Raw genomic sequence first — 26,489 nt, 5'->3', positions numbered from 1 at the left:
GGATGATCGCTCCGCGAGCTCGGCGCTCGTGTGGATGATCGCTCCGCAAGCTCCGCTCAGGCGCTCTCGCGCAGCACGATCTCCGTGGGCAGTACGACCGGGGGCTGCGGCTCGCCCTGCTTGATGCCCGCCATCAGCCTTCGCCCGAGCTCCTCGCCCATCGCGACGATCGGCTGGCGCACCGTGGTGATCGCCGGGTGGGCCGCGGCGGCGAGGGGGGAGTCGTCGAACCCGACCACGGCGACGTCCCCGGGCACGCTGCGGCCGGCGTCGGCGAGCTCGTGCAGTGCGCCGAGCGCCATGAGGTCGTTGGCGACGAAGACCGCGTCCAGGTCGGGGCTCCTGGCGAGCAGGGCGCGCATGGCCGCGCGGCCGCCCTCCAGGGAGAAGTCGCCGTCGACCGCCCCGCGCGGGCGCAGGCCGTGCTCGCGCACCTGCGCCTCGAATCCCGCGCTGCGGTCGATCGCGGCGGTCATGTCCAGCGGCCCGGTGATCGTCGCGAGCCGCGTGCGTCCCCGGCTCACCAGCAGGTCCACCGCCGAGCGTGCGCCCCCGAGGTTGTCGGTGTCGACGTAGCCGAGCCCGTCGATCGGGGTGAACGGGCGCCCGAGCAGCACCACCGGGACGCCGGCGGCGACCAGCCGCAGCGGCAGCGGGTCGTCGCCGTGCAGCGACAGCAGCATCACCCCGTCGAGGTGGCCGCCGCGGACGAACCGCTCGAAGCGGTCCCGGTCGGCGTCGCGGCCCAGGATGCTGAACACGAGCTGCACGTCGTGCCCCGCGATCCCGTTGTGCGCCCCCCGCAGGACCAGCGCGAAGTGGGGGTCGGAGAAGAACCGCTCCTCCGACTCGCCCACCACGAAGGCGATCGAGTCGCTGCGCCGCGTCATGAGTGAGCGAGCGGCCCGGTTGGTGACGTAGGACAGCTCCTCCGCGGCGCGCAGCACGGCCTCGCGGGCCTGCTCACCGACGGTCGTCGACCCGGCCAGCACCCGCCCCGCGGTGGCCCGCGACACCCCGGCCAGTGCCGCCACCGACTCGAGGGTCGGCGCCCGCCCTGCTCTCACCATGGCCCAAATATGACAGCCCGCACCGCCGCACCGCGCCAGGCCACCGTGCACACCGCGCGGTGACCGTGCACAACGCGCGCGATGTGCACGGCCGCGCCGGGGTGTGCACGGTCGGCGTCAGCGCGGGCCCGAGGGGACGTCCAGCGTCGGGTTGCGGTCGAAGAACCCGACCGGCCGCATCCGGAAGCCGCACGTCTCCACGGACATCACGGGCCAGTCCTCCGGGCGCGGCACGTGGGTCATCCCGAAGGTGTGCCACAGCACGATGTCCTCGCCGTCGATCGGCCGGTCGGCTACTTCTCCGATGTCGACGGACGCGGCGTCGCCGGTGATCCGGGCGGCGAGCTCGCCCGCCTCCGCCCGGGTGAGCCCGGCGAGCGCGACCAGCTCGAACGCCCCGTCCCCGGCGATCTCGCCGAGGAGGCCGGAGAGCGGATGCCGGGCGGGCACCTCGGTGTCGCGGTACGCGCCGAGGAGCAGCAGCGGGGCCCTGGCCAGCGCGGGGACGACGAACCGGAGCAGCGCGAGCGACGCCTCGTCGGCGCGGTGCAGGTCGTCGACGACGATGAGCAACGGCTGCTGCTCCGCCGCGTGCAGCAGCAGATCGGCGGCGGCGGCGAACAGCCGGAACCGGTCGCCGTGGAGGGCGCCTCCGGCCGCACCGTCCAGCAGCGGGGCGAGGACGGCGTCGGTCGGTCCGTCGGCGTGCAGCGCCCGCAGGACCTGCGTCCACGGCCAGTATGCGGGGGCGCCCTCGGTCTCCTGGCAGTGGCCGAGGACGACGCTCATCCCGCGCCTGCCGGCGCGGTCGGCCACCGCGGCGGCGAGCCGGCTCTTGCCGATCCCCGGCTCCCCGGACAGCAGTACCAGGCCGCCCCGGCCGCTCGCGGCGTCGTCCAGCCGGGCGGCCATGGCCGCCAGCTCGGTGGCCCTCCCGACCAGCTCCGACGTCGGCCGCATCGCGCGACGGTAGGCGAGCGGCGGGTCGCGCGACAGCACCGATCGGCCGCAGTTCACCCCGGCACGGCAGGTCCCGGTGCCGCCCGGGCGGGCTCGACCACCCGCAGCACGGCCGGGCCCACGCGCAGCCACCCGTCGTCGAGCGGCGCGCACCGCACCCCGCCCCGACCGCGCATGGCGCGGAACGCACCGGGCGCGAGCACCGCGTCCATCCAGCGGCACGGGTTCGCGGGGCGGTGGGCGCGCAAGCGCACCGGGCCGTCCCCCGAGTCGAGGGCGAAGACGGCGCCCTCGGTGTCGCGGCCGGCGGCGACGCGGTCGACGGGGAACCCGCGGAGCACGACGTTGCGGCGGGTGAGCAGCGGGTCGGGGAGCGCGGCGCGACCGAGCTCGCGGGCGACCTCGTCGAGTGACTCGGCGGCGAACACCGTGACGGCCGCGCGCCGGTGGGCGGGGTGGCCGTAGTAGCGGTCGCCGACCAGCCCGAGCCCGGCCCGGACCTCGACGCGATCCGGGCGCCTGCCGCCGGGATCGGGGGCCGGCCCGTCCTGCGGGCGCCCCGCGTAGACGTGCACCGGGGAGACCAGCAGCCCGACGATCTCGACGGGTACCTCCACATCCACACCGGTGACGCTACCGGCGAGAATGGGGCGGTGATCCCGCTCGGCCCGGCCGACCCGCTGCCGCACCGCCCCCGCCGCGTCCTCGTGGCGGGGTGCTCGGGCTCCGGAAAGACCACGGTCGCGGCGGCGCTGGCCGTGCGCCTGGGCCTGGCGCGCCACGAGCTGGACGCGCTGCACCACGGGCCGAACTGGACGCCGCGCCCGGAGTTCGCCGGCGACGTGGCCGCCTTCGCCGGCTCCGACGAGTGGGTGGCGGAGTGGCAGTACGGCGCGGTGCGGGCGCTGCTGCTGGCGCGGGCCGACCTCCTCGTCTGGCTGGACCTGCCCCGATGGCGGGTGGCGGAGCAACTCGTCCGGCGGACGGTGCGGCGACGGCTGCGCCGGATCGAGCTGTGGAACGGCAACATGGAGCCGCCGCTGTGGACGGTGTTCACCGACCGCGACCACATCCTGCGCTGGGCGTGGACGACCTACCCGCACACCGGGCAACGGGTACGGGCCGTGCTCGCCGCGGCGGACCGCCCGGTCGTGGTGCGGTTGCGCAGCCGCCGGGAGGTGCGTTCGTGGTTCTGTGGACCGGTGAGCGCGGCCGCCCGATCGGCGGCGCCCTGAACCGGCCACCGCTGTCGTCCGGTGCCTCCGGGTGCGCGGAGCCCGGCCGGCCGTCCGGCTCTCTCCGCGCCCTGCTCACCCGGCCGCGACGCCGGCGGGGCGACGGGCGACCAGGACGCGGGCGGGCGGCAGGTTCCGCCACACCGGCGGGCTCGGCGTCACCTGCCCGAAGGCGTCGCGCAGGTCGCGCTCCTGCCGCCGGGCGGGGCCCATCCAGCGCGTGGGCAGCAGCGAGGCCTGGGTGAACGTCCCCGTCGGTGCGAGGGCAGCCGCCACGATCGCCGGGATCGGCGCGGCCGCGTACGCCGCCCACGGGAGCAGGCTCGACACGGCGTCGGCCCGGTCGATCCCGTGCTCGCGCAGCACCTCGGGCAGCCGCGCGGCGTCGGCCCGCACGACGGTGACGCCCGGGTGGCGCGCGGCGAGGCGCTCGGCGAGCAGCGGGTTGAGCTCGATCGCGAGGTGCGCACCGCGGCCGCCGAGGACGCGCTGCAGCGCCTCGGTGACGCGGCCGGTCCCGGCGCCCAGCTCGACGACCACGCCGTCGGCGGGCAACGACGTGAGCAGCGGCGCGATCATGGCGGCGACCAGCGCGTCGGAGCTGGCGGTGACGGTGGCGACGCGGGTGGGCGCGCGCAGGAACTCGCGGAACAGGAGGCGGCCGTCGGACACGGCGTGGACGGTAGGCGTCCGGTGTGGACGGCACGTGAACGGCGGGCGGCGATGGGGGAGGATGCGGATGTGGCCCCGCCCGTCGTGCCCGCGGTGTTCCACCTGCGCCGCGCCCGTGACCTCATCGACCGGCACTTCGCCGAGCCGCTGGACCTTGACGCGATGGCGACGGCGGCCGGCTTCTCCCGCTACCACTTCGCGCGCGGCTTCAAGGAGGCCTACGGCGAGACGCCGGGCCAGTACCTCACCCGCAGGCGGGTGGAGCGCGCGCAGGACCTGCTCCGCTCGGCGAACCTCACCGTCACCGAGATCTGCCACCTTGTCGGGTTCTCGAGCCTCGGGTCGTTCAGCTCGACATTCGCGAGACTCGTCGGCGCCTCGCCCACGGAGTACCGCCGGGTGCACGTGGCGCGCGGGGCGGCGATGGTGCCGGGGTGCTTCGCGATGGCGTGGGGGAGACCCGGCGGCGGCACCGGATCGGGCGGCACCGGATCGGGCGGCACCGCAATCGGGGAGAAGCCGGACGGCGGCACCCCGGCCTAGCGTCGTGGCGCATCCACGAGGGAGGGAGACGATCGTGATCAACCGGATGTCCCATGCCTGCTTCTACGTGCTCGACCAGGAGCGGGCGAAGCAGTTCTACACCGGGAAGCTCGGCTTCGAGGTGCGCAGCGACGTGGCGATGGGCGGGGAGTTCGAGGGCGCGGGGGAGGGCTTCCGCTGGCTCACCGTCGGCCCGCCCGGCCAGCCCGACGTCGAGATCATCCTGGCCGACTGCGGCATGGGCAACGACCCGGAGACCGCGGCGCAGATCCACGCGCTCGTCGCCAAGGGCGCGATGGGCACCGGGGTGATGGCCACCGACGACTGCCAGAAGACCTACGAGGAGCTCAGCGCTCGTGGTGTGGTGTTCACGCAGGAGCCGGCCGCCCGGCCCTACGGCGTCGAGGCGATCTTCCGCGACGACTCCGGCAACTGGTTCAGCCTCACCCAGCACACCGGGTTCACGTCGTGATCAGCCGGATCGCGTCGGCGATCGTCGCGGTGGCCGACCAGGACGTGATGCGCGACTTCTTCGTCGAACGGCTCGGCTTCACGCTGCTCACCGACGCCGAGATGTGGCCGGGAGCGCGGTGGGTGGAGGTCGTCCCGTCCGGCGGCGGCACCGGCCTGGTGCTGTCGGCGGCGAAGGACTTCGGGCGCGATCCCGACCCGCAGTACCCCATGACGTTCGGATGCGCCGACCTCGTGGCCACCGCCGCCGAGCTGCGCGCGGCGGGTGTCGAGGTCACGGACCCGGTCACCGAGCCGTGGGGCAGCTACATCCGGGTGACCGACCCGGAGGGCCGCGCGCTGCTGGTCAACGACAAGGCCTGACGCGACCCGGCGCGCCCCCGCCCCGCCACCCCGGCGCGCCGGTAGCCTGCCCCTCGAACGATTGTTCGCGGACCGAGGGGAAACAGCGTGCGGGTGCTCGGCGTCGACCCGGGGCTCACCCGGTGCGGTCTCGGCGTGGTCGACGGCGGGGGCGGGCGTACGGTCCGGTGTGTGGCCGTCGATGTCGTCCGGACGCCGGCCGACGCGCCGATCGAGGAACGGCTCCTGGCCGTGGGCGCCGTCGTGGAGCGCTGGATCGAGCGGCACCGGCCCGACGTCGTGGCGATCGAGCGGGTGTTCAGCCAGCACAACGTGCGCACGGTGATGGGCACCGCGCAGGCCAGCGGCGTGGTCGCGCTGCTGGCCGCGCGGGCCGGGCTGCCGGTCGCGTTCCACACGCCCAGCGAGGTGAAGGCCGCGGTCACCGGGGAGGGCCGGGCGGCCAAGCAGCAGGTCACCACGATGGTCACGCGGCTGCTCGCGCTCGAGGAAGCGCCGCGGCCCGCCGACGCCGCCGACGCGCTCGCGCTCGCCATCTGCCACTGCTGGCGGGCGCCGATGCTCGACCGGATGGCGAAGGCGCAGGCCCGCTCCGCCGAGCTGGCCCGCGCGCACACGGCCCGGCTGGCCGCGGCGGCCGCGCGCCGGGCGGGGGAGGCGTCGTGATCAGCTCGGTGCGCGGCGAGGTGCTGGAGATCGGGCTCGACCACGCCGTCGTCGAGGTGGGCGGAGTGGGGCTCGCGGTGCAGGCCACCCCGGCCACCCTGGCGGGGCTGCGCCGCGGGGAGCAGGGCAGGCTCGCCACGGCGCTGGTCGTGCGAGAGGAATCGCTCACGCTGTTCGGGTTCGCCGACGCCGACGAGCGCGAGCTGTTCGGGCTGCTGCAGACCGTCAGCGGGATCGGGCCGCGGATCGCGCTGGCCACCCTCGCCGTGCTCGATCCGGACGCGCTGCGCCGTGCGCTCGTCGACGGCGACGTCACCGCGCTCACCCGGGTCCCCGGCATCGGGCGCAAGGGTGCCGAGCGGCTGGTGCTGGAGCTGCGCGACAAGGTCGTCGCGCCCGCGGCCGCCCCGGCCCTGCTGCCGGCCGCCGCGAACGGCAACCCGCGCCGGGACCAGGTGGTGGAAGCGCTGCTGGGCCTGGGCTTCACCGCGAAGCCCGCCGAACAGGCCGTCGACGCGGCGCTGGGCAGCGACGCGGACGCCGACGCGAGCACGCTCCTGCGCAGCGCGCTGTCCCGTCTGGGCCGCAAGTGACGGCACCGGTTCGGAGCCGAACTGCCGTGTGCACCTACCCTGCGGCAGCAGTACGGCTCCGAAGTGCGGAGGGCGCGTGAGTGAGGAACTGGCGGCTGCCGCCGACGTCGAGGACGTGGAGGTCGACGCGTCCCTGCGACCGCGGAACCTCGCCGAGTTCGTGGGGCAGGTCCGCGTACGGGAGCAGCTGTCGCTCGTGCTGGAGGGGGCGCGGCGGCGCGGCGACCCGCCCGACCACATCCTGCTGTCGGGCCCGCCCGGGCTGGGCAAGACGAGCCTCGCGCTCATCGTCGCGGCCGAGATGGGCGCCGCGATCCGGCTGACGTCCGGGCCGGCCCTGGAACGGGCGGGCGACCTGGCCGCGATGCTGTCGAACCTCGAGGCGGGCGACGTCCTGTTCATCGACGAGATCCACCGGATCGCCCGTCCGGCCGAGGAGATGCTCTACCTCGCGATGGAGGACTTCCGGGTCGACGTCGTGGTGGGCAAGGGCCCGGGCGCGACCTCGATCCCGCTCGACATCGTCCCGTTCACGCTGGTGGGGGCCACCACCCGGGCCGGGGCGCTCACCGGCCCGCTGCGCGACCGGTTCGGGTTCACCGCGCACATGGAGTTCTACGAGCCGGCCGAGCTGGAGCTGGTGCTGCGCCGCGCCGCCGTCATCCTCGACGTCGAACTGCGCGCCGACGGGGCCGCGGAGATCGCCGCGCGGTCGCGCGGCACGCCCCGCATCGCCAACCGGCTGCTGCGGCGCGTGCGCGACTTCGCCCAGGTCCGGGCTGACGGGGCCGTCTCCCGGCAGGTCGCCCGCGACGCGCTGGCCGTCTACGACGTCGACGAGCTCGGCCTCGACCGGCTCGACCGGGCGGTGCTCGGCGCGCTCGTACGCTCGTTCGGGGGCGGTCCGGTGGGCGTGTCCACGCTCGCCGTCGCGGTCGGCGAGGAACCGGGTACCGTCGAGGAGGTCTGCGAGCCCTACCTGGTGCGGGCCGGAATGCTGGCACGTACGCCACGGGGCCGGGTGGCCACCGCCGCCGCCTGGTCTCATCTGGGCATCGCTCCGCCGCCGGACGTCACCCCTGGCGGACCTCCCGCGTTGTTCTGACACGGGGGCTGGCAGACTCGGGTGGCTCTCGACGTGCGGAGATACGGAGACCATGGACATCTCGCTGCTGTTCCCACTGCTCATCCTGCTGCTGTTCATCCCGATCTTCCTGTCCGGGCGGCGCCAGCGCCGGCAGATGAAGGACATGCAGGCGATGCAGTCGTCGCTCGACGCCGGTGACGTCGTGATGACCACCTCCGGCCTGCGTGCCACCGTCGTGGACGCCTCGTACGAGGAGACCGTCGACCTCGAGATCGCCGACGGCGTCGTCACCACCTGGGTGCGGGCCGCGGTCCGCGAGAAGGTCAACCCGACCGCGGGCGACGCGGAGCCCACCACCACGGCCACCGCCGACGACGTGGCGACCGGCGCCAGCACCACCACCGGGAGCAGCACCACCACCGGCGCCACCACCGACGACGCCGACCGCCCGTCGCTCACCAAGGACGACTCCGCGAACGGCTCGTCCCGCAACTGACCCCGTCCCGCATCGGCGCGGCGCACGAGAAGAAGGAAGAGACCGACAGCTGTGGCCACCACCCCGGGGCGCATCCGTCCCTGGCGCTATCTCGCGGCGTTCGCCGCCGTCGTCGCGGTGCTGTACTCGCTCGTGTTCTTCACCGGCGACGGTGACCCCACGCCGAAGCTGGGCATCGACCTGCAGGGCGGCACCCGCGTCACGCTGCAGGCGCGCACGGAGACCGGCGCCGAACCTCCCCGCGAGCAGCTCGTGCAGGCGCAGCGGATCATCCAGGAGCGCGTCGACGGCCTGGGCGTCGGTGGCGCCGAGGTGGTGCTCGACGGCAGCAACCTGACGATCACCGTGCCCGGCCAGGAGGGCGACCAGGCCCGCTCGCTCGGGCAGACGGCCCAGCTGCGGTTCCGCGAGGTGATCGGGGGCCCGGTGGCCGCCGCGCCCGCCCCGGCGCCCGAGGGCTCCACCGCGGAGCCCGGTGCTGCGCCGGACCCGGCGGCGCCCGCCGAGCCCACCCAGGCGCCCCCGTCCGACCCGGCGGCCCCGCCCGCCGACCCGGCCGCGCCGCCCGCCGACCCGGCCCAGCCCCAGGGCGCGGGCGACCCGGTCGAGCGCGAGGTGGCGCCCGTGGCCCACACCGCGCCGCTGCAGGACCCGGTGCCACCGCCGACCCCCGAGCCGACCCCGACGCCCGCCCCGGCGTCACCCGCGCCCGGTGCGACCGCCCCGGCCGGACCCGCCGACCCCGAGCTCGCGGCCGCGATCGCGCAGGCGCGGGAGACCCGGCAGAGCAGCGACCCCGCCGTGCAGCAGCAGGCGCTCGCCGCGCTGGACTGCAGCGCTCCCGACCCGCTGCGCGGCTACGCCGACCCGACGCTGCCGCTGGTCACCTGCAACCAGGACGGCACCCTCAAGTACGTCCTCGGCCCCTCGTTCCTCGAGGGCACCGAGATCGACAACGCCATGGCGCAGCAGAACCCGCAGGGAGTGGGCTGGGTCATCAGCCTCGACTTCACCGCCGCGGGTGCCGCCACGTGGGGCGAGTACACCACCAACAACGTCGGCAAGAACGTCGCGTTCGTGCTCGACGGCGAGGTCGTCTCCGCGCCCACGATCAACGGGCCGATCTTCGGTACCACCGAGATCACCGGGCAGTTCAGCCAGGAGGAGGCGCAGGACCTGGCCGGGATCCTGCGGTACGGGTCGCTGCCGCTGTCGTTCGAGGCGTCGGAGGCCCAGACGGTGTCGGCGACGCTCGGGATCGCCTCCCTGCAGGCCGGCCTGATCGCGGGCGGCATCGGCCTGCTGGCCGTGTTCATCTACTGCCTGTTCTACTACCGCGTCCTCGGGGTGCTGACGATCCTGTCGCTGGTGCTTTCCGGCGTGGTCGTCTACGCCGTGCTGGTGCTGCTCGGGCGGTGGATCGGGTTCACCCTCGACCTCGCGGGCGTCGCCGGGTTCATCGTCGCCATCGGCATCACCGCCGACTCGTTCGTCATCTTCTTCGAACGGCTCAAGGACGAGGTCCGGGAGGGCCGCAGCTTCCGCTCCGCGGTGCCGCGGGGCTGGGTGCGGGCGCGGCGCACGATCCTGTCCGCCGACGCCGTGAGCTTCCTCGCCGCCGCCGTGCTGTACCTGCTGGCGGTCGGCCAGGTGAAGGGCTTCGCGTTCACGCTCGGCCTGTCCACGGTGCTCGACCTGGTCGTCGTGTTCCTCGTGACGCACCCGCTGGTGGCGCTCGCGTCGAACTCACGGGTGTTCGGCAGCCCGGCGTTCTCCGGCCTGGGATCGGTGGCACGGCTCGGCGCGGGGCGCAAGCGACCCGCCGCCACGGCCGGCGCAGGGAAGGGAGCCTGACATGGCGGCCACCACCTCCGAGCGGCCCTCCGAGCGCCGCGGCGTGCTCTCCCGGCTCTACACGGGCACGGGCGCGTTCGACATCGTCGGCCGCCGGCGCATGTGGTACCTGGTGTTCACGGCGCTGGTGCTCGTGTGCATCGGGTCGATCGTGTTCCGCGGCTTCAACCTGGGCATCGACTTCACCGGCGGCACGCAGATCCAGTTCCCGGCGGCCACCGCCGGCGCGCCCGCCGAGGTCGAAGCCGTCCGCGGCGTCTACGAGCGGGTCGTCGGCGACGAACCCGCCGCGGTGCAGACGGTCGGCGCGGGTGACGCCGCCTCGGTCCTCATCCGGACCGAGGCGCTGGACCCGGCCGTCCTGATCGAGCTCAAGCAGGCGCTGTTCGACACGTTCCAACCGCTCGGCGCCGAGGGCGTCCCGGCCGTCGACGCCATCAGCGACAGCGCGGTCAGCGGCAGCTGGGGCGGCCAGATCACGCAGCAGGCGCTCATCGCGCTGGCCGTGTTCCTGGTGCTGGTGACGATCTTCCTGGCGTTCTACTTCGAGCGGGCGATGGCCGTCGCCGCGCTCGTGGCGCTGCTGCACGACGTCGTCGTCACGGCCGGGGTGTACTCGATCGTCGGACTCGAGGTCACCCCCGGCACGGTCATCGGCCTGCTGACGATCCTCGGCTTCTCCCTCTACGACACGGTCGTGGTGTTCGACAAGGTCAAGGAGAACACCCGCGGGCTGCTCGGGCTGACCCGGCGCACCTACGCCGAGGCGGCGAACCTCGCGCTCAACCAGACGCTGATGCGCTCGATCAACACGTCCCTGATCGCGGTGCTGCCGGTGATCGGGCTGCTGGTGATCGGGGTGGGGCTGCTCGGCGTCGGCACGCTGGCCGACCTCGCGCTGGTGCAGATGGTCGGCATCATCGCGGGCGTCGTGTCGTCGCTGCTGCTGGCCACCCCGCTGCTGGTGGACCTGAAGCTGCGCGACCCCCGGTTCCGGGAGCAGGCGGCGAAGGTCGCGGCGCGGCGCAAGCGCGCCGCCGCGGCGGCGGCGGGGGAGCCCGAGGGCGACCCCGACCTGCTCGACGACGCGGTGCTCGCCGGCGAGCAGCGCAAGGAGCGGGCCATGGTCGCGGCGGCCGGGGTGCCGGCGCGCCAGGGCAAGGTCGCGGATCGACGGCAGGCGGCCCGCCCGAGCGGCAAGGCGGCCCGGCCGACGGGAAAGCGGCGCCGGTGAAGGTCGACATCAACGCCGAGCCCGAGCTGACGCGGGTCGTCGGGCTGATCCGGGACGTTCCGGACTACCCGTCACCGGGGGTGCTCTTCCGCGACGTCACGCCCGCGCTGGCCGACGCCGAGGCGCTCGCGACGATCAGCACCGAGCTGGCCTCGCTGCCCGGTGACGCCGACGTGGTGGTCGGGGTGGAGGCGCGCGGGTTCCTGCTGGCTGCGGCCGTCGCGATCGTCGCCGGCACCGGGGTGGTGCCGGTCCGCAAGGCCGGGAAGCTGCCGCGGGTGGCCGGCTCACGCACCTACGACCTCGAGTACGGCACGGCCACGCTGGAGCTTCCGGCCGACACGGTCGCGCCCGGGGCGCGCGTGTTCGTGGTGGACGACGTGCTGGCCACCGGGGGCACCGCGGCGGCGGCGTGCGCGCTGCTGGCCGATGCCGGGGCCGACGTCGTCGGCTTCGGGACGCTGCTGGAGCTCACCGGGCTCGGTGGTCGGGAGCGGCTCGGGGCGATCCCGGTGCATGCGCTGCTGACGGCATAGGCCACGGGCGACCCGCCGCGTGGCGCCGGTTGGCGGATCCCTGCGCTGCATCCCCGTCCGCGGGACTATCCTTCTGAAGATGGAGGGCAGGGTATGACCGATGTGCACCAGGCCGCGCCTCCGGTCCCCAGCCCGGAGGGTCCGGCGAAGCCGTCGGCCACCCGCCGGGTGCGCGCACGGATCGCCCGTCGCATGACACCGCAGCGCGTGGCGGTGGTCGCCCCGGTGCTCGAGCCGCTGGCGAGCGTGCACCGGGCACTGCATCCGAAGGCCGACCTCGCGCTGCTCCAGCGGGCCTACGACGTCGCGGAGGCCAAGCACGAGGGCCAGAAGCGCAAGTCGGGCGACCCCTACATCACCCATCCGCTGGCCGTCGCGACGATCCTCGCCGAGCTCGGCATGGACACCACCACGCTGGTGGCGGCGCTGCTGCACGACACCGTGGAGGACACCGACTACTCGCTCGACCGGCTGCGCGCCGACTTCGGCGAGGAGGTCGCGCACCTCGTCGACGGCGTCACGAAGCTCGACAAGGTCGAGCTGGGCAGCGCGGCGGAGGCCGAGACGATCCGCAAGATGGTCGTCGCCATGGCGCGCGACCCGCGGGTGCTCGTCATCAAGCTGTCGGACCGGTTGCACAACATGCGCACGATGCGCTTCCTGCCGCCGGAGAAGCAGGCCAAGAAGGCGCGCGAGACGCTCGAGGTGCTGGCGCCGCTGGCCCACCGGCTCGGCATGGCCACGGTGAAGTGGGAGCTGGAGGATCTCTCCTTTGCGATCCTGCACCCGAAGAAGTACTCCGAGATCGTGCGGCTGGTCGCCACCCGAGCGCCTTCCCGCGACACCTATCTGAAGCAGGTGATCGACGAGGTCACCCAGCAGCTCGACTCGGCGCGGATCGCCGCCACCGTCGAGGGCAGGCCCAAGCACTACTACTCGATCTACCGCAAGATGATCGTCAAGGGTCGCGACTTCGACGACATCCACGACCTGGTGGGTGTCCGCGTGCTCGTCGACGAGGTGCGCGACTGCTATGCGGCGATGGGCATGGTGCACGCACTGTGGCAGCCGATGCCCGGCCGGTTCAAGGACTACATCGCCCAGCCGCGGTTCGGGGTGTACCAGTCGCTGCACACCACGGTGATCGGGCCGGACGGCAAGCCGCTGGAGGTGCAGATCCGCACCCACGAGATGCACCGCACCGCCGAGTACGGCATCGCGGCGCACTGGCGCTACAAGGAGACGCGCGGGGCCAACGGCCCGTCGGCGGGCACCGTCGAGGTCGACGAGATGTCCTGGATGCGCCAGCTGCTCGACTGGCAGCGGGAGGCCGCCGACCCCGGCGACTTCCTGGAGTCGCTGCGGTTCGACCTGGCGTCGCAGGAGATCTTCGTGTTCACGCCCAAGGGCGACGTGGTCACGCTGCCCACCGGGTCCACGCCGGTCGACCTGGCGTACGCCGTGCACACCGAGGTGGGCAACCGCTGCATCGGCTCGCGGGTCAACGGCAGGCTGGTGGCGCTGGAGCGCAAGCTCGAGTCCGGCGACCAGGTGGAGATCTTCACCTCGAAGGCCGAGGGGCAGGGCCCGAGCCGCGACTGGCTCGCGTTCGTCGCATCCCCGCGCGCCAAGACGAAGATCAAGCAGTGGTTCGCGAAGGAGCGCCGCGAGGAGGCCATCGAGGCGGGCAAGGAGGCCATCGCCCGGGAGGCGCGGCGCACGTCGATGCCGCTGCAGCGGCTGGTGTCCACCGACGCGATGGCCGCCCTGTCGCGGGAGCTGCACTTCCCCGACCTGTCGGGCCTCTACGCGGCCGTCGGAGAGGGGCACGCGAGCGCCCGGCACGTCGTGCAACGCCTCGTCGCCCTGCTCGGTGGTGTGGAGCAGGCCGAGGAGGACCTCGCCGAGCGGGCCACCCCGTCCACCGTGCGGCTGCGTCGTACGACGGGCGACGCGGGCGTGGTGGTGCGCGGCGACGACGGCGACGTCGGCGACCTGTACATCAAGCTGGCCCGCTGCTGCACGCCCGTGCCCGGCGACGACATCCTCGGGTTCGTCACCCGCGGCGGCGGCATCAGCGTGCACCGCACCGACTGCACCAACGCCTCCGACCTGCAGGCGCGCGCCGAGCGGCTCGTCGACGTGGCGTGGTCGGTGTCGCCCGGGTCGGTGTTCCTGGTAGCGATCCAGGTGGAGGCGCTCGACCGGCACCGGCTGCTGTCCGACGTCACCAAGGTGCTGGCCGACGAGAAGGTCAACATCCTGTCGGCGTCGGTCACCACGTCGCGTGACCGGGTGGCCGTCTCCCGGTTCAGTTTCGAGATGGGCGACCCGAAGCACCTGGGCCACGTGCTGCGCGCGGTGCGCAACGTGGAGGGCGTCTACGACGTGTACCGGGTGACGTCGGCGAGCTGACGGCACGTTTCCCGGCCCGTGTGCGTGGCACTCGGGCCGTGTGCTGGAGACCGAGCTGACGGTGACCCAGAGCGTCGTCGGGGCGCTCGTCGTCGCGCGCTGGCGCTGGCCGCGCTGCACCTGGCCGCCCCGCGGATCCGGAAGCTACCGCTGGTGCCCGAGCGCGCGACCGGATCGTTCGCGGGCGGCCTCGCGGTGGCCTACGTGTTCCTGCACCTGCTGCCGGAGATCGCGGAGGGCAACGAGGCGATCGGCGAGGCGCTGTCGGACGTGCTGCGGCCGACGCCGCTGCTCGACCTGGGCATCTTCCTCGTCGCGCTGGCCGGCTTCACTGCGTTCTACGGGCTGGAGCGGCTCGCACAGCGCGGCAGCGCGGCCGGGGAACCGACCGCGGGCGTCTACTGGCTGCACCTGGGCTCGTTCATGATCTACAACGCTCTGATCACCTAACACGATGGCGCTGCGGCTGCGCACCGGCATCGCGTTCGCGGTGCTGTTCACCATCGCGATGGGGCTGCACTTCGTCCTCACCGACCGCGGCCTGCAGGAGCACTACCCGCGGCGGTTCGACGTGCGCGGGCGGCTCGCGCTGGCCGGTGCGCTGCTGCTCGGCTGGGTGGCGTCGGCGTTGTTCGCCCCGTCGAGCACGCTCCTGGTCGCGCTGCTCACGGCGCTGCTGGGCGGGTCGATCCTGCTCAACGGTTCAAGGAGGAGATCCCCTCGGGCGGGCGCTCCAGCTTCCCGTGGTTCCTCGGCGGTCTCGTGCTCTACGCGGGGCTGCTCGCGCTCGTCACGGCGCTGGGGGAGTAGTCGCCCGCCCGGGGTGTCGGGGCCGCCCCGTGGGGTAGTTCTTCGAGCAACAGGGACAGGAGATGACGATGAGCACAGGCCCCGATCCCCGGCCCACCGATCCCCGGCCCATGGACCCACCGCCCGCCGACCGGCGCTTCGACGAGACCCGGCCCCTGCAGCGGTCGGAGCCCGTCCCGGCCGAACCGCGGTCGGCCGTCGCCGTGCAGAAGGAACGCTACGGCGGGATCAAGTGGGGCGCCGCGTTCTTCGGCTGGCTGACCGCCACGGGGATGGCGCTGCTGCTCACCGGGATCGTCGCCGCGGCGGGCACCGCGATCGGACTGGCGAACACCACCGGCGGGACCGGGCAGGCGCTGGACCAGGCCGCCAGCGACCCCGCCACCGCCCGGACGGTGGGGATCACCGGCGCGATCGTGCTGCTGGTGATCCTCGTCGTGGCCTACTACTGCGGCGGCTACGTCGCGGGGCGGATGGCCCGGTTCAACGGGGCCAGGCAGGGCGTCGCCGTGTGGGTGTGGGCGATCGTCATCGCGGTCGTCGTCGCGGTGCTCGGGGCCATCGCGGGCGCGCAGTTCGACGTGCTCGCGAACCTCAACGGGCTGCCCCGGCTCCCTATCAACGAGGGGCAGCTGACCACGGGTGGGATCATCGCCGCCGTCGTCGCGCTGGTGGCGAGCCTGCTCGGCGCCGTCCTCGGCGGGCTGGCCGGCATGCGGTTCCACCGCAAGGTCGATCGCGCGGCCACCGCGGACGGCGATGCCGTGTATCCATGACGAGGATCGCGCTCGAACCCCTACGCGCTGCGGGCCTTCCTCTCCCACGCGCGGACCCGCGGTGCCGACCGCCTCGTGTGCCTCGGTGACTTCGGGGCGTACGGGGTCGAGCCCGAGGCCGTCCGGCCGCTCCTGACCGACAACGGCGTCGAGTGCATCGCCGGCAACTACGAGGTGGCGATCGGCAGCGGGCAGACCGACTGCGGGTGCGGCTACATCGACGACGCCGACAACGCGTTCGCCGCGATCGCCTACGACTACACGTTCCGCAACACCTCCGCGGAGTTCGCCGCGTGGATGCGGACGCTGCCGACCGAACGACGCGAGACGATCGACGGCGTCGACGTCCACCTCGTGCACGGCTCGACGCTCGCGGTGAACGACTTCTGGTGGGAGTCGCTCTCGGACGTGCAGCACGCGCTGCGGATCGCCGAGTCCGGCGCCGACGTCATCTGCTGCACGCACTCCGGGCTGCCGTGGATGCGCCGGTTCGGCGACACGCTCGTGGTCAACGTCGGGGTGCTGGGCCGGCCGGCCAACGACGGCGGGCAGCACGTCTGGTACGCGATGCTCGAGGTGACCGACGGGGCGGCGCGCGCGGAGCTGGTGCGCCTGGACTACGACTGGCGGGCACAGGCCGCGTCGATCCGCGCCGCCGGGTTGCCCGAGGCGTTCGCCGAGGCAGTGGAGACCGGGTGGTGGACCACCTGCCTGGAGGTCGTGCCGCCCGCCGAGCGCTCCCGGGGGCGCTACCAGCTCTACAAGTCGGCGCTGCCCGACTTCTCCGGGGCCGAGGTGTCCTGGGGCGACGTGCCCGATCGGCCCGACGACGGGCTGCCCGTGCTGCCCCTGTTCGGCTCGGTGCTGTTCCCCGCGCGGCTCTGGCTCTACACGAACTTCCACTGCAACCTGGCGTGCGACTACTGCTCGGTGGCGTCCTCCCCACAGGCCCGCCGCCGGGAGATCCGGGCGGACCGGTTCCGGGCCCTCGTCGACGAGGCCGTCGCCGAGGGGTTCACGCAGCTCTACGTCACCGGTGGAGAGCCGTTCCTGCGGCCCGGCATCGTCGACGACCTGCTCTACGCCACCGAACGGATCGACGTCGTCTGCCTGACCAACGGCATGCTGTACCAGGGCAGGCGCCGCGACCAGCTGCAGCGCCTCGCCGGGCGCCGGCGGCTGACCCTGCAGACCTCCCTCGACGGCGCCGACCCGCAGCTGCACGACCTGCACCGCGGCCGCGGCTCCTGGGCCAAGGCGATGGACGGGCTGACGACGGCGCTCGCGCTCGGGCTGCCGGTCCGGGTCGGCATGACCGAGACCGCGGAGAACGCCCACCAGGTCGAGCCGCTGCGCGAGCTGCTCGCGGCGAAGGGGGTGCGGGGGAGTGCGTTCGCGGTGCGGCCGCTGGTGAAGCGGGGGCACGCGAGCGACGGCGTCGTCATCGGCGAGGACAACACCGTGCCCGAGCTGACGGTCACGGCCGACGGCTGGCACTGGCACCCCGCGGGAGCCGACCTCGACACCTCCCCGGACTTCCTGCTGGGCGGCCCGGAACTCACCATGGGCGAGGCGAAGCGGCGGGCCGTGGAGCGGTTCCTGACGCTGCGCCAGGGCGACGGGTCGATGCCGCTGGTCTACAACTGCGCGGTGTGAGAGTTCCGCGCCCGTCCACCGTCCGACGCCCCGAGAACGCCGTTCACCGCCGAGGGAGCCGAGAGCAGCCGAACCGCCGCTCAGGACGGTAGAATCAAACGTATGTTCGAAGAGTCGGTCACGGGGTCCCTCGTGGACGACGGCTGTCTCGACGAGTTCGCTTTCCGGGAGCTGCTGGAGTCGTTGCCCGCGGATGTGCTGGATCTGCCCGCGCCGACCGAGGACGGCGGGGTGGAGTGGCAGCCCGGCATGGATGCCGAGCCGGTCGCCGATTTCACGCTGGCGCGGGCGCGGCCGTGTGGGTTGCTGGCGCTCGACGTGGATTCCTCGACCGCCGACCCGGCGGTCATGTCGGATGCGAGCCTGGTCGACGGGATCATCGGGTTCGATCGGTTGGTGGCGTGGGCGCAGGCCCGGCAGGCGCGGTTGCTGGCCGAGTTCGCCCGCCGCCGTCCCGGCGACGCCGGCGACCTCGCCATGGCGGACAAGGCCTCCGGGGTGAGCCGGTACGCCCCCGACGAGATCGGGCTGGCGTTGCATCTCTCCCGCGGCACCGCCAAAGCGCGGCTGTCCGAGGCGGTGCGGCTGGACGCCGAACTGGCCGGTGCGCGGCAGGTGTGGGAGGTCGGGCTGATCGACCAGCCGAAGGTCCGGGCGATCTGCGAGGCCACCCAGTACCTGACGCGGGAGCAGGCCGGCGCCGTGCAGGACCGGGTGCTCGCCCGCGCCCCGAAGCAGACCCTCGCGCAGCTGCGGGCGGCTTTGGCGCGGGCGGTGATCGCCGTCGACCCGCAAGGCGCCAACGACCGGCACCGGGAGGCCCGCAAGGACCGCCGCGTCGTGGTCGGGGACGAGAAGGACGGGATGGCCGCCCTGTGGGCGATGCTGTCCGCCCCGGACGCGCACTCGGCCCATCAGTGGCTGACCAGGCTCGCCCGCGGGATGGGTGCCGGTGACCCGCGGGGGATGGATGCGCGCCGCGCGGACCTGCTGGTTGCGTTGCTGACCGGGCAGATCACCTACGCCCGCCACAGCGTCGACGGCGCCGACCCCGACAGCGCCGACACCACTCAGCCCGAGCAGGCCGCCGGCACGGTGTGGTGCGGTCCGGCGCCTCAGCCCGTGAACCCGGGCAAGCCGCTGGTCCAGATCGTGATGCCGCACTCCACCCTGCTCGGGCGCGACGACCAGCCCTGCGAACTCGTCGGCTACGGCCCGATCGCCGCTGATCTGGCCCGCGAGATCGCTGCCGACAGCGTCTGGCACCGATTGGTCACCCGCTGTCCGGGGCGCTGCTCGACTACGGCCGCAAGGTCTACAAGCCACCCGCCGCGCTGGCCGACTTCGTCCGGGCCCGCGACGTGTATTGCCGGCACCCGAGCTGTCGCCGGAGAGCCCTGGACGCCGAACTCGACCACATCGTGCCGTTCCCGGAAGGCCCCACCGGGGAGAAGAACCTGATGGACGGCTGCCCGCACCACCACAGGACGAAGCACCGACCGGGCTGGCAGGTCCTCGCTCATCCCGACGGCGGCATCGAATGGATCACCCCGACCGGGCACAGCTACTTGAGCGAGCGGCACGACTACCGACCCGAGCCGCTACCGCCGCCTCCGCCGGCCGAACCGGCGCCGCGAAGCGAGGCCGACAGCGATCCGCCACCGTTCTGACCCGATCGGCGGGCAGCTCCAGGCACTGCGGCAGCGGGTCACCGGCGACCGCGCCCCAGTCCGGGGCGGCGGCCAGCATGGCCCACACCACCGTGGCCTCTTGATGATCGCGTTGCCCTAGGGTGCCGCCGTGGTGTTCGCCGCGCACCCGGGAACCGGATCGTCGCCGGGCCCTGGTCTCCTGATCATGGCGAAGGCACCGGTGCCCGGCCGGGCGAAGACGCGCCTGGAGCCGCTGCTGGGTCCGGCGGGCTGCGCACGGCTGCAGGCCGAGCTCATCCGGCACACGGCGGCGACGGCGGAGCGGGCCGCGCCGGGCGCGGTGTTCGTCGCCTGCGCCGGACCGGCCGAGCTCGTGGCCCCGCTGGTGGGGGCCGCGACGCTGTTCCCCCAGTGCGAGGGCGATCTCGGGGAACGGATGGCCGCGGCCGTCGCGCACGTGCACGCGCTGCGCGCCGCGCCGGTCGTGCTGGTCGGCACCGACTGCCCCGTGCTGGGCGAGGAGCACCTCGCGGCGGCCGCGGAAGGGCTCGCGGGAGGCGTCGACGTGGTCTTCGGCCCCGCCCGGGACGGGGGCTACTACCTGGTGGCGCTCGCGACGCCCCGGCCGGCCGCGTTCGCGATCCCGCCGTCCTGCTGGGGCGGCCCCGATATGCTCGCCCGCAGCCTCGACGCGGCCGCCGCGGCCGGGCTCACCGTCGCGCTGATCGGGCCGGAGCACGACCTCGACACCCCCGCCGACGCAGCCGCGCTCGCCGCCGACCCGCGCGTCCCGCGCGCCGTCACCGGGCTCCTGACGTGACTCGGACGACGGTTTCAATCGTGGTCCCGGTGCTCGACGAGGCCGCCGGGATCGAGGCGTGCCTGCTGCGCCTGCGCACGGACTTCCCGGAGTGTGAGCTGGTGGTGGTGGACGGCGGCAGCACCGACGGCACCGCAGCGCTCGCCGCCCGCCATGCCCGCACCGTCACCGCGCCCCGCGGCCGGGGCAGGCAGCTGAACGCCGGCGCCGCGGCGACCTCGGGCGACGTGCTCTGGTTCGTGCACGCCGACTGTGTCGTGCCGCCCGCGGCCCTCGGGGCGCTGCGGGCCGCGCTGGCCGACCCCCGGGTGGTCGGCGGTGGCCTGCGCCTGGCGTTCGACCGCCGCTCGCCGGGGCTGGACTGGCTGCGGGTGACGTCGAACCTGCGGGCGCGCCGGCTGCACCAGGTGTTCGGGGACCAGGCGATGTTCGTCCGGCGGACCGTGTTCGACGCGCTCGGCGGCTTCCCGGAGCTGCCGCTCATGGAGGACTTCGAGATGTCGCGGCGGCTGGCCCGGCGCGGGCGGCTTGCGGTGCTCGACGTCGCCGTCACCGCGTCCGCGCGGCGCATCGCCGCACACGGGCCGTGGCGGATGATCGTGCTGATGCAGTGGCTGAAGCTGCAGTACCTGCTCGGCGTCGACCCGGAGCGGATCCGCCGCCGCTACGAGCGCGGGACCCGGCGGGGGCGCCGGGCCCACTGAGCCGGGCTCAGCCCCAGATGGCGCAGTGGTGGTCGGCGGCGAAGTCGGCGGCGGGCCGCGGGAGCGTCCCCATCCCGGGGCCGGTGATCGTGAGGATCGTGCCGGCGCCGGTCCAGCGCGGCCAGGTGATCTCCACCGGCGCGTTCGCGTCGCCGCTGTTCGGGTCGCCGGTGGCAGCGAAGCGCGCCCACCGGGCCACCATTTCCGCGGCCAGTGCCTGCTGGTCCGGGGTGAGCTCGGGCTGGCCGGGGACGAGGTCGAACAGGTAGGGCATCTCCGCGCCGTGCGTGACGCCGTCGGCGAGGTCGGGCGGCAGCGCGACGAACGGTGACGGCGCGGTGGGATCGGCGAACTCGTAGGCGTACACCGGGGCCCGCTCGCTCAGCCCCGCATAGGTGGGCAGGGCGGGGCAGGCGTAGCCGTGGTCGGTGATCACGTCGGCCCAGGCGCGGCCGGGGGAGCGGTCGATGAGCCGGTAGGCGCGGCCCGCCGCCTCGGTCTGCGCCGGGGCGACGGCGGCGAGCAGCGCGCGGAAGCCGCTGTCGGTGAGCGGCGTGCCCGCCCGGTCGTAGAACGCGGCGGTGAACAGGGTGCCCTCGTCCCGGGTGGTGCCGGCGAGCACCGGGACCGGCCGCAGGTCGCGGTCCACGATCAGGTCCGACGGGCGGCGGGGCAGCGTCGGCGTGCCGGTGGCGGGGCTCCAGTACACCCCGGCCCCAGACACGAGCCGCTCGGCGGGCACCGCGCGCATGCAGGCGAGCTCGGTGGCCGGGTCGGTGCAGCCGAACGCCGCGGCGGCCGTGCGCCCGGCGGCCTGCACCAGCGGCAGCGGCTTCCAGGTGTCACCGCCCGGCCCGGTGCCGGGCCGGATCACGTCGATGATGTTCGCGGCGTTGCACCCACCGCTCTGCATGATCGCGCGGTGGAACAGCCCCACCGCCGTCGGTGACGCGAGCTGGGCGCAGACGCCATCGGCACCCGCCGACTCCCCCGCGATCGTGACACTGCCCGGGTCGCCGCCGAACGCGGCGATGTTGTGCTGTACCCAGGCCAGCGCCGCCTGCTGGTCCATCAGCCCGAACGTGCCCGAGTCGGGCAGCCCGGGCAGGCCGAGGAATCCGAAGATGCCCAGCCGGTAGTTGATCGTGACGACGACCAGTGGGCCGGCCTCGGCGAGCCGGCGCGGGTCGACGTCGCTCCCCGCGCCCGCGCTGAACCCGCCCCCGTGGATCCAGACGAGTACCGGCAGCCGCGAGCTCGGCGTGGTGCCGGCCGGCGCCGTGATGTTCAGCGTCAGGCAGTCCTCGCTGACGCTGCCCGCCGTGGCGTGCGGCGCGTCCGGCGGGGCGGCGAGCTGGGCGCAGCGGTCGCCCGGCTCGGTGGCGTCGCGGGTGCCCGACCAGCCCTGCGGCGGCTGCGGCGCCTGCCAGCGCAGGTCCCCGACGGGCGGCGCGGCATACGGGATGGCCTGGTAGCGCAGGACGTCGCCGTCGGCGACGCCGCGGAGCTCACCCTGCTCGACCGTGACGCGCTCGGCGAGCGGGGGCGCAGCGGGCGGTTCCTCGGGGGTGGAGCAGGAGGCGACCAGCACCGCGCCGACGAGGGCCGCCGCCGGGAGTTCGAGTCGGCGGCGCATGACCCGATGCTGCCATGCCCGAACGGCCGCCCCGGCGGCCCCCACCATGAAGTGAGCACGTGCTCACCCGGTCGAGCGGCATGCGCAACCGGTCGGGTGGAGCTCGTCGCGGACTCGAGCGGTGCGTCGCCGCGGTCGCCCACGTACTCACCCCATCGGGTGCGCTCACCGTCGCGGAGGCGCCGCTCACCCCCGCGCCCCGGAGCGACCGGGCGCCGGAGCACGCGCCCGGTGGGCGCCCAGTCGCGTCAGGCGGCCGTCGTCACGTCCTGGATCGTGACCGGGGTGAGCGGCGCGCCGTCGCCCGGCCCGTTGGCGTCGTCCGAACCGGCCTGCGCGATGGCGTCCAGCGTCGCGAGGCCCTCCTCGCCCACGGTGCCGAACACGGTGTAGTCCGGGGGCAGGCTCGAGTCGCCGTAGACGAGGAAGAACTGGCTGCCCCCCGAGTTCGGCAGGCTCGTCTTCGCCATCGCCACGGTGCCGCGCGGGTACACCACGGTTCCGCTGCCCGCGTCGGACGGGGCGAGGTGTGTCGGGCGCTCGTCGTTGATCGTGTAGCCGGGCCCGCCGGTGCCCTCGCCCGTCGGGTCGCCGCACTGCAGGACCTTCAGCAGGTCGCTGGTGGTGAGCCGGTGGCAGGGCGTGTTGTCGTAGTAGTCGGCGTTGACGAGGTTCAGGAAGCTCTCCACGGCGCACGGACCGGTCGCCCGGTCCAGCGTCAGCGGGATGGCGCCCTGATCCGTCTGGAGCGTCACCGGGACGGTGCCGGTCGTCGGTGCCGTCGTCAGCGACGGCACCGGGGCGGGCTTGGCCGCGGGCTCGTCCGGCGTGGGGGTGAACGTGCAGTCGCCCAGCGCGGCGGGGACGGCGCTGGGGTCGGCGGCCGGGTCCTGCGCCGCCTGGTCGTCGCCGCCGAGGCCGACCGTGCTCAGCAGCACGACACCGACGACGACCACCACGACCACCGCGGCGGAGGTGATGATGGCGGTGCGCTGCCGGCGCCGGGCCTGCTCGGCGCGCCGCTTCTGCTGGTTCTCCAGCTTCCGCTTCGCCGCCTCGCGCCGCATCTGGTTGGTCGCCACCGGTTCTCCCTCGTCCTCGCCGGAATCGGCCGCAGGATAACGAGCGTTCCTGAGAATCGGGCGAGTGGCTCGCTACGGTGCGTGCGACGGGGAACGGTTGTGACTGGGGGTGGGGACATGATCCTGGTGACGGGCGCGACCGGCAACGCCGGCGGGGCGGTGGTGCGGGAGCTGGCCGAACGGGGGGAGCCGGTGCGGGCGCTGTCGCGAAGACCGGGGTCGGTGGCGTGGCCGTCCACCGTCGAGCCGGTGGCGGGCGACCTCGACCGGCCCGAGACGATCTTGCCGCTGCTCGCGGGTGTCGACGGTGTCTTCCTCATGAGCGGCTACGCCGACATGCCCGGCCTGCTCGCGGAGATCAGGCGGGCCGGCGTGGCCCGGGTCGCGCTGCTGTCCAGCGCGGCGGTGCCGTCCGGGGACATGAGCAACGCCGTGGCCGCTTACCACATCCGCTCCGAGGAGGCCGTGCGCTCGTCCGGCGTCGCGTGGACGTTCCTGCGGCCGTCGATGTTCATGACCAACGCGCTGCAGTGGACGTCCCAGCTGGCGGCCGGTGACGTGGTCCGTGCCGCGTTCCCGGGCGTGGCCGCCGCGGTGATCGACCCCGCCGACATCGCCGCCGTCGCGGCCACGGTGCTGCTCGACGGCGGGTACGACGGCGAGGCGCTGCGCCTCACCGGCCCGCAGGCGCTGCTGCCCGCCGACCGGGTGCGCGTCCTCGGCGAGGTGCTCGGCCGGAACCTGCGGTTCGAGGGGATCCCCGACGCCGACGCCGTCGCGGAGATGGGTGCGTCGATGCCGCAGAAGTACGTCGACGCGTTCGTGAAGTTCTACGTCGACGGTGACCTCGACGAGTCGCCGGTGCTGCCGACGGTCCGGGAGGTCACGCGACGTGAGCCGCGCACGTTCACCCAGTGGGCCGCCGAGCACGCGGAGGCGTTCCGGCGGGCGTCGTAACCCGGGTGCGTCGCCCCTCTAGGCTGGTCACGTGCTCGTTGCAGGTTTCCCGGCCGGTTCGTTCCAGACCAACTGCTATGTGGTGGCAGGCGGTCCGGGGGAGGCGTGCGTGGTGGTCGACCCCGGCCAGGACGCCGTCGAACCCCTGGACGCGCTGCTCGCCGAGCACCGGCTCACCCCGGTGGCCGTGCTGCTCACCCACGGGCATTTCGACCACACGTTCTCGGTGTCGCCGGTGTGCGACGGTCACGACGTGCCGGCCTGGATCCACCCCGACGACCGGGAGATGCTCGCCGACCCGATGAAGGGACTGTCCGAGGAGTCGCGGGCGTTCTTCGGCGGGCGGATGGAGATGCGCGAGCCGCGCGAGGTGCGCGAGCTGTCCGACGGCGCGAGCCTGGAGCTGGCCGGGCTGACCCTGCGGGTCGACCACACCCCCGGGCACACCCGCGGGTCCGTGGTGTTCACGACCCCGACCGAGGAGGGCGTCGAGGTGATCCTGGCGGGCGACACGCTGTTCGCGGGCTCGATCGGGCGCACCGACCTGCCGGGCGGCAACCTCGCGCAGATGATGGCGAGCCTGCGCGACAAGCTCCTCACTCACGACGACTCAGCGGTCGTGCTGCCCGGGCACGGCCCCACCACCACCGTCGGCCGCGAGCGCGCGTCCAACCCGTTCCTGCGGGGGCTCGGCGTGCCGGTGAAGGAGCGGGGACTGTGACGACACTGGACGAGACCGCGCAGCAGAAGGTCACCGGCTTCGCGGCGCCCAAGGGCGTGCCGGAGTACTACCCGTCGGAGTCGGCGGGGTTCGAGCACGTGCGGAACACGCTGATCGCGGCGGCCGACCGGGCCGGGTACGGGCTGCTGGAGCTGCCCGTGTTCGAGGAGACCGGGCTCTACGCGCGCGGGGTCGGCGAGTCCACCGACGTCGTGAGCAAGGAGATGTACACCTTCTCCGACCGTGGCGAGCGCTCGGTGACGCTGCGCCCCGAGGGCACGGCCGGCGTCGTGCGGGCGGTCATCGAGCACGGGCTCGACCGCGGCGGGCTGCCCGTCAAGCTGCGCTACGCGGGCCCGTTCTTCCGGTACGAGCGGCCACAGGCCGGGCGCTACCGGCAGCTGCAGCAGGTGGGCGTCGAGGCGATCGGCGTCGACGACCCCGCGCTCGACGCCGAGGTCATCGCGATCGCCGACGAGGGCTTCCGGGCACTCGGCCTCACCGGCTACCGGCTGGAGATCACCTCGCTCGGCGACGCCGAGTGCCGGCCGGCGTACCGGGAGCGCCTGCAGGAGTTCCTCGCCGGCCTGCCGCTCGACGAGGCCACGCGGGGCCGCGCGCAGCTCAACCCGCTGCGGGTGCTCGACGACAAGCGCCCCGAGGTGCGGGCGCTGCTCGAAGGGGCACCGCTGCTGGTCGACCACCTGTCCACGGCGTCGTCCGAGCACCACGCCGCCGTGAAGCAGCACCTCGACGACCTCGGCGTCGCCTACGCGGAGAACCCGCGGATGGTGCGCGGCCTGGACTATTACACGAAGACGACGTTCGAGTTCGTGCACGACGGCCTCGGCTCCCAGTCCGGGATCGGCGGCGGCGGCCGCTACGACGGGCTGATGGAGACCCTCGGCGGGCAGGCGCTCTCCGGGGTCGGCTTCGGGCTGGGGGTGGACCGCACGCTGCTCGCCTGTCGCGCCGAGGGCCTGGCGCCGTGGTCGGAGGCGCGCTGCGAGGTCTTCGGGGTGCCGCTCGGCGACGCGGCGAAGCGGCGGCTGGTCGTGCTGGCCGCGCAGCTGCGCCGCGCCGGCGTCCGGGTCGACATCGCCTACGGGGGCCGGGGCCTCAAGGGCGCGATGAAGGCCGCCGACCGCTCCGGTGCGCAGTTCGCCCTCGTCCTGGGCGAGCGCGACCTCGAGGCCGGGACGATCGGGCTCAAGGACCTCGCCTCGGGCGAGCAGCAGGCCGTGGCGCTCGACGACGCGGTCGAGGCGGTGCTCGCGGCGCTGGCGTAGCGGCGTCCGGGCGGCCGCCGTATCGAACGGGTGGGGCCGCGCACGAGCCGCCGAGTTGCAGCAAAGTCCCCCATGGCCTTCGGCCGCCACGAGGTATGAGAATCGGGTCGGGTCCGGCTGAGCTCGGTTGGCATTGGTGCGTCTAGCCCGAAGCAAAGTCTGAGGCCTGGGGGCCTTCCCGGCACCACGAA

Annotated in this window: 27 protein-coding genes; 21 read left to right on the top strand and 6 right to left on the bottom strand. The window is 74.1% G+C overall.

Annotation, left to right across the window (positions count from 1 at the left end):
• Positions 1–56: 56 nt before the first annotated feature.
• The 3 genes from KME75_RS00810 to KME75_RS00800 all read right to left on the bottom strand — a co-directional run bounded on the left by KME75_RS00810 (position 57) and on the right by KME75_RS00800 (position 2,653).
• Positions 57–1,070, bottom strand: a complete 1,014-nt coding sequence (locus KME75_RS00810; protein ID WP_219412544.1) for a LacI family DNA-binding transcriptional regulator — start codon at positions 1,068–1,070, stop codon at positions 57–59.
• Between the two features lie 117 nt (positions 1,071–1,187).
• Positions 1,188–2,030 (bottom strand): AAA family ATPase, encoded by an 843-nt coding sequence (locus KME75_RS46535; RefSeq protein ID WP_219412543.1) that lies wholly within the window; start codon positions 2,028–2,030, stop codon positions 1,188–1,190.
• A 53-nt stretch (positions 2,031–2,083) separates the two neighbouring features.
• A complete protein-coding gene (locus KME75_RS00800; RefSeq protein WP_308282475.1) occupies positions 2,084–2,653 on the bottom strand; it encodes an MOSC domain-containing protein in 570 nt (189 codons plus the stop codon).
• Between the two features lie 30 nt (positions 2,654–2,683).
• Between KME75_RS00800 and KME75_RS00795 the strand changes: the two genes are divergently transcribed.
• Positions 2,684–3,265 (top strand): P-loop NTPase family protein, encoded by a 582-nt coding sequence (locus KME75_RS00795; protein ID WP_219412542.1) that lies wholly within the window; start codon positions 2,684–2,686, stop codon positions 3,263–3,265.
• Between the two features lie 75 nt (positions 3,266–3,340).
• Here the strand turns inward: KME75_RS00795 and KME75_RS00790 are convergent, their stop codons facing one another.
• Positions 3,341–3,937: a class I SAM-dependent methyltransferase gene (locus KME75_RS00790; RefSeq protein WP_219412541.1), complete on the bottom strand. Its 597-nt coding sequence runs from the start codon at positions 3,935–3,937 to the stop codon at positions 3,341–3,343.
• 69 nt (positions 3,938–4,006) lie between these two features.
• Between KME75_RS00790 and KME75_RS00785 the strand changes: the two genes are divergently transcribed.
• The 17 genes from KME75_RS00785 (at position 4,007) to KME75_RS00705 (ending at position 20,613) form a co-directional block, all read left to right on the top strand.
• Entirely contained in the window at positions 4,007–4,480 is a 474-nt protein-coding gene (locus KME75_RS00785; protein WP_308282474.1) for a helix-turn-helix domain-containing protein, read from the top strand.
• 34 nt (positions 4,481–4,514) lie between these two features.
• Positions 4,515–4,952, top strand: coding sequence for a VOC family protein (locus KME75_RS00780; protein ID WP_219412540.1), 438 nt, complete (start codon positions 4,515–4,517; stop codon positions 4,950–4,952).
• The gene (locus tag KME75_RS00775; protein ID WP_219412539.1) at positions 4,949–5,314 is read left to right on the top strand and encodes a VOC family protein; all 366 of its coding nucleotides are present in this window, start codon (positions 4,949–4,951) and stop codon (positions 5,312–5,314) included. The genes KME75_RS00780 and KME75_RS00775 overlap by 4 nt, the downstream gene beginning before the upstream one ends.
• A gap of 87 nt (positions 5,315–5,401) precedes the next feature.
• Complete coding sequence (gene ruvC / locus KME75_RS00770) at positions 5,402–5,980, top strand: crossover junction endodeoxyribonuclease RuvC (protein ID WP_219412538.1); 579 nt, start codon at positions 5,402–5,404, stop codon at positions 5,978–5,980.
• Positions 5,977–6,573, top strand: coding sequence for a Holliday junction branch migration protein RuvA (ruvA, locus tag KME75_RS00765; RefSeq protein WP_219412537.1), 597 nt, complete (start codon positions 5,977–5,979; stop codon positions 6,571–6,573). Before ruvC ends, ruvA begins: the two co-directional genes overlap by 4 nt.
• Positions 6,574–6,649: 76 nt before the next feature.
• Positions 6,650–7,678: a Holliday junction branch migration DNA helicase RuvB gene (ruvB, locus tag KME75_RS00760; RefSeq protein WP_219412536.1), complete on the top strand. Its 1,029-nt coding sequence runs from the start codon at positions 6,650–6,652 to the stop codon at positions 7,676–7,678.
• 52 nt (positions 7,679–7,730) lie between these two features.
• On the top strand, positions 7,731–8,156 hold the full coding sequence (gene yajC, locus KME75_RS00755; protein WP_219412535.1) for a preprotein translocase subunit YajC: 426 nt from the start codon (positions 7,731–7,733) through the stop codon (positions 8,154–8,156).
• A 51-nt stretch (positions 8,157–8,207) separates the two neighbouring features.
• Positions 8,208–10,010 (top strand): protein translocase subunit SecD, encoded by a 1,803-nt coding sequence (secD, locus tag KME75_RS00750; protein ID WP_219412534.1) that lies wholly within the window; start codon positions 8,208–8,210, stop codon positions 10,008–10,010.
• A gap of 1 nt (position 10,011) precedes the next feature.
• Positions 10,012–11,244, top strand: a complete 1,233-nt coding sequence (gene secF / locus KME75_RS00745) for a protein translocase subunit SecF (protein WP_219412533.1) — start codon at positions 10,012–10,014, stop codon at positions 11,242–11,244.
• A complete protein-coding gene (locus KME75_RS00740; protein ID WP_308282472.1) occupies positions 11,241–11,780 on the top strand; it encodes an adenine phosphoribosyltransferase in 540 nt (179 codons plus the stop codon). The genes secF and KME75_RS00740 overlap by 4 nt, the downstream gene beginning before the upstream one ends.
• Positions 11,781–11,873: 93 nt before the next feature.
• Entirely contained in the window at positions 11,874–14,195 is a 2,322-nt protein-coding gene (locus tag KME75_RS00735) for a RelA/SpoT family protein (protein WP_219412532.1), read from the top strand.
• A 153-nt stretch (positions 14,196–14,348) separates the two neighbouring features.
• Entirely contained in the window at positions 14,349–14,645 is a 297-nt protein-coding gene (locus KME75_RS00730) for a hypothetical protein (RefSeq protein WP_219412531.1), read from the top strand.
• A gap of 428 nt (positions 14,646–15,073) precedes the next feature.
• A complete protein-coding gene (locus tag KME75_RS00725; protein ID WP_219412530.1) occupies positions 15,074–15,781 on the top strand; it encodes a hypothetical protein in 708 nt (235 codons plus the stop codon).
• A gap of 27 nt (positions 15,782–15,808) precedes the next feature.
• Entirely contained in the window at positions 15,809–17,437 is a 1,629-nt protein-coding gene (locus KME75_RS00720) for a radical SAM protein (protein WP_246631233.1), read from the top strand.
• A gap of 102 nt (positions 17,438–17,539) precedes the next feature.
• Positions 17,540–18,898: a DUF222 domain-containing protein gene (locus KME75_RS00715; protein ID WP_219412528.1), complete on the top strand. Its 1,359-nt coding sequence runs from the start codon at positions 17,540–17,542 to the stop codon at positions 18,896–18,898.
• Positions 18,899–19,294: 396 nt separating this feature from the next.
• Complete coding sequence (locus KME75_RS00710) at positions 19,295–19,909, top strand: TIGR04282 family arsenosugar biosynthesis glycosyltransferase (RefSeq protein WP_219412527.1); 615 nt, start codon at positions 19,295–19,297, stop codon at positions 19,907–19,909.
• A gap of 20 nt (positions 19,910–19,929) precedes the next feature.
• Positions 19,930–20,613, top strand: a complete 684-nt coding sequence (locus KME75_RS00705; RefSeq protein ID WP_219412526.1) for a TIGR04283 family arsenosugar biosynthesis glycosyltransferase — start codon at positions 19,930–19,932, stop codon at positions 20,611–20,613.
• Between the two features lie 7 nt (positions 20,614–20,620).
• Here KME75_RS00705 and KME75_RS00700 read toward each other — a convergent pair whose 3' ends face one another.
• Positions 20,621–22,249 carry a carboxylesterase/lipase family protein gene (locus tag KME75_RS00700; protein ID WP_219412525.1) on the bottom strand — a complete coding sequence of 543 codons (1,629 nt, stop codon included), beginning with the start codon at positions 22,247–22,249 and terminating at the stop codon, positions 20,621–20,623.
• 248 nt (positions 22,250–22,497) lie between these two features.
• Complete coding sequence (locus KME75_RS00695) at positions 22,498–23,331, bottom strand: peptidylprolyl isomerase (RefSeq protein WP_219412524.1); 834 nt, start codon at positions 23,329–23,331, stop codon at positions 22,498–22,500.
• Positions 23,332–23,448: 117 nt separating this feature from the next.
• Between KME75_RS00695 and KME75_RS00690 the strand changes: the two genes are divergently transcribed.
• From KME75_RS00690 to hisS, 3 genes are read left to right on the top strand one after another with little or no spacing between them, the layout of a single operon-like run.
• On the top strand, positions 23,449–24,288 hold the full coding sequence (locus KME75_RS00690; RefSeq protein ID WP_219412523.1) for an NAD(P)H-binding protein: 840 nt from the start codon (positions 23,449–23,451) through the stop codon (positions 24,286–24,288).
• Positions 24,289–24,319: 31 nt separating this feature from the next.
• Complete coding sequence (locus tag KME75_RS00685) at positions 24,320–25,009, top strand: MBL fold metallo-hydrolase (RefSeq protein WP_219412522.1); 690 nt, start codon at positions 24,320–24,322, stop codon at positions 25,007–25,009.
• Between the two features lie 5 nt (positions 25,010–25,014).
• Positions 25,015–26,298 carry a histidine--tRNA ligase gene (hisS, locus tag KME75_RS00680; protein WP_219412627.1) on the top strand — a complete coding sequence of 428 codons (1,284 nt, stop codon included), beginning with the start codon at positions 25,015–25,017 and terminating at the stop codon, positions 26,296–26,298.
• The last annotated feature ends 191 nt before the right edge of the window (positions 26,299–26,489 follow it).

The sequence above is a fragment of the Pseudonocardia nigra genome (genome assembly GCF_019396355.1).
Taxonomy (GTDB): Bacteria; Actinomycetota; Actinomycetes; order Mycobacteriales; family Pseudonocardiaceae; genus Pseudonocardia; species Pseudonocardia nigra.
Note: the sequence above shows the minus strand (reverse complement) of the source record. Positions and strands in the feature narration are given on the sequence as shown.

Excerpts from the sequence above, each read along its gene's own strand:
- KME75_RS00810 (WP_219412544.1), bottom strand. The coding sequence starts at position 1,070 with ATGGTGAGAGCAGGGCGGGCGCCGACCCTCGAGTCGGTGGCGGCACTG.
- KME75_RS46535 (WP_219412543.1), bottom strand. The coding sequence starts at position 2,030 with ATGCGGCCGACGTCGGAGCTGGTCGGGAGGGCCACCGAGCTGGCGGCC.
- yajC (WP_219412535.1), top strand. The coding sequence starts at position 7,731 with ATGGACATCTCGCTGCTGTTCCCACTGCTCATCCTGCTGCTGTTCATC.
- secF (WP_219412533.1), top strand. The coding sequence starts at position 10,012 with ATGGCGGCCACCACCTCCGAGCGGCCCTCCGAGCGCCGCGGCGTGCTC.
- KME75_RS00735 (WP_219412532.1), top strand. The coding sequence starts at position 11,874 with ATGACCGATGTGCACCAGGCCGCGCCTCCGGTCCCCAGCCCGGAGGGT.
- KME75_RS00725 (WP_219412530.1), top strand. The coding sequence starts at position 15,074 with ATGAGCACAGGCCCCGATCCCCGGCCCACCGATCCCCGGCCCATGGAC.
- KME75_RS00715 (WP_219412528.1), top strand. The coding sequence starts at position 17,540 with ATGTTCGAAGAGTCGGTCACGGGGTCCCTCGTGGACGACGGCTGTCTC.
- KME75_RS00710 (WP_219412527.1), top strand. The coding sequence starts at position 19,295 with ATGGCGAAGGCACCGGTGCCCGGCCGGGCGAAGACGCGCCTGGAGCCG.
- KME75_RS00700 (WP_219412525.1), bottom strand. The coding sequence starts at position 22,249 with ATGCGCCGCCGACTCGAACTCCCGGCGGCGGCCCTCGTCGGCGCGGTG.
- KME75_RS00690 (WP_219412523.1), top strand. The coding sequence starts at position 23,449 with ATGATCCTGGTGACGGGCGCGACCGGCAACGCCGGCGGGGCGGTGGTG.